3 protein-coding genes and 1 pseudogene are annotated in these 1,944 nt (G+C 44.2%); 2 read left to right on the top strand and 2 right to left on the bottom strand.

Annotated elements, in window-relative coordinates:
• Both Xhom_RS24715 and Xhom_RS24710 read left to right on the top strand, forming a co-directional pair.
• Positions 1-87: pseudogene (locus tag Xhom_RS24715) on the top strand (IS6 family transposase); the annotation flags it as partial.
• A 40-nt stretch (positions 88-127) separates the two neighbouring features.
• The gene (locus Xhom_RS24710; RefSeq protein WP_099140120.1) at positions 128-1,150 is read left to right on the top strand and encodes an MFS transporter; all 1,023 of its coding nucleotides are present in this window, start codon (positions 128-130) and stop codon (positions 1,148-1,150) included.
• Between the two features lie 98 nt (positions 1,151-1,248).
• Here the strand turns inward: Xhom_RS24710 and Xhom_RS24705 are convergent, their stop codons facing one another.
• Positions 1,249-1,515, bottom strand: a complete 267-nt coding sequence (locus Xhom_RS24705) for a hypothetical protein (RefSeq protein WP_145957519.1) — start codon at positions 1,513-1,515, stop codon at positions 1,249-1,251.
• Positions 1,516-1,693: 178 nt separating this feature from the next.
• Positions 1,694-1,849 (bottom strand): hypothetical protein, encoded by a 156-nt coding sequence (locus Xhom_RS31740; protein WP_169928575.1) that lies wholly within the window; start codon positions 1,847-1,849, stop codon positions 1,694-1,696.
• Positions 1,850-1,944 lie beyond the last annotated feature (95 nt).

Below are 1,944 nucleotides of genomic sequence, written 5' to 3'. Positions count from 1 at the left end.
GTGCACATGATACGCAAAGGGCAGTTTCAACCTCCACAAGGGCAAGGATTGTCATCGGCACAACAATTCTATCTGCTAGCAGCCTAAAAAATCAGCAAACCGACTTTCTGATAACTTTCAACCCTTAATGCAACACAACCCTTTTCTTATAGCTGTTCCTATAGTTGGCTTATTGCTTCTCTTTGCACCCTTCTTACTCCCCGAGTATCGGGCATCGAATAGTGGAAAATTAGATCTGCTAAGCGTTATACTTTCTCTTATCGCCATATTACCAATAATTTATGGTATCAAACAAATCTCCAAACACGGTTTAGTCCCAGATGCTATGGCAACAATCGTTATAGGCGCGGTTTTCACCTTTTTATTCGTAAAACGCCAACGACAACTTGATGACCCTTTACTTGATATAACTCTCTTTGCTAACCGAACTTTTTCAATAGCATTGCTCGTATTATTAGTCGGATTAATCGCAGTTGGTGGCGCAATGTTACTGGTCGCCCAATATCTGCAACTAGTTGCTGGGTACTCACCCTTTATTTCAGGTTTGTGGATGGGGTTAGCAGCTCTAGCGATGATCACTGGAGGCATAGCTGCACCACTAATTGCTCGATATATTCGACCTGGTTTTGTAGTTGCCAGCTCGCTAGGTTTATCTGTTGTAGGATATTATCTGTTCACGCAACTAGGAAACGATACCTATAGTGTAATAATTTCCATTATCGGTCTTTCACTCGCTTATCTCGGCAATGGAACAATTGCCGCCCTTGGCACTGAACTTGTCGTTGGCTCAGCACCACCAGAAAAAGCAGGTTCAGCTTCAGCCATGACCGAAACTGTGCAAGATCTTGGGATTTCACTTGGTATCGCTATACTTGGAAGTATTGCCAATGCTGTATATCATTACACTATAGTCAGTCAAATTCCTGAGCACCTAACAGGAAGAGTTCGAGATATTGTCAGCGACAGCCTGTGGTCAGCCACCTCTATAGCCACAGAACTCCCTTCTGGATTATTACTCAATGCACAAGTCGCATTTACTTCAGGATTCCATATGGCAGCAGTAGTAAGCGCACTAGGCATTATGATTCTGGCTATAGTAGCCGCTATATCCTTACGCCATATTAAAATCCACGATGATAAGAAACAATAACCTAAAATCCATGGTCAAAGAGGTCACCGGAGGAAAGGAAAGCCTTCTATACCAAGTCAATGGCGTTCATCACCTCCCCCTGCTATATGCATAGGTATCTACACATCTTCGAACTGGCCCAATGCCCTTGCCGCTAAATGGGCCAGTTCTTCTGGTGTATACTCCGATAGCAACATCAATGTGTTCAAGAGGACAGATAATCCAGCAAGGAGAGCCGGAGCACTCTCTAATCTTCCCCGTTTTTGTTGCCTCCCTGATAGTCTGCAAACCCATTGCCGTACTCGGGTATTTTCCTCTCCCTCTGACCGTTGCAAACGCCAGACCAGTACACAGGCCATACTGGCTATCAGTAATCTGCGTAACACGGCACCCGCACTACGTTGAAGCCATGACTCAATATCATGTCCCGCGCCCTTTATTAGCTTAAAAAGGGATTCTATATTCCATCGTCAGTAATACCAATGGCCGACTTCATCATCACTAATGTCATGTCCTACGTTCGTCAGCAAAGTTCAGCGAGTCAGTTCATTTCCGGCATCATCGCTAAGCCTTACCACCACTAATCTGGCATCCAGTGGCTTTCACTCTTTTATGGGTGTTTTTATCAATCCGTTTGGATTTGGCTGCACGCATGATGATCGCCTCCGTTTCGCCGACCGCAATATTGGCTTTCTTTCCTTTATATAGCAAAATCGACATAACCTGACATATTCAATATGCTCCGTAAACAACTCATCAACTGAACATCTTTTTTGCCTCCTTATCGCTTTTGCTCCGCCCCATTTGTGTTCTAT

It is taken from the genome of Xenorhabdus hominickii, assembly GCF_002632725.1.
Classification (GTDB): domain Bacteria; phylum Pseudomonadota; class Gammaproteobacteria; order Enterobacterales; family Enterobacteriaceae; genus Xenorhabdus; species Xenorhabdus hominickii.
The sequence above is the reverse complement of the archived record's forward strand: the minus strand, read 5'-3'. Positions and strand labels throughout refer to the sequence as shown.

Excerpts from the sequence above, each read along its gene's own strand:
- Xhom_RS24710 (WP_099140120.1), top strand. The coding sequence starts at position 128 with ATGCAACACAACCCTTTTCTTATAGCTGTTCCTATAGTTGGCTTATTG.
- Xhom_RS31740 (WP_169928575.1), bottom strand. The coding sequence starts at position 1,849 with ATGTCGATTTTGCTATATAAAGGAAAGAAAGCCAATATTGCGGTCGGC.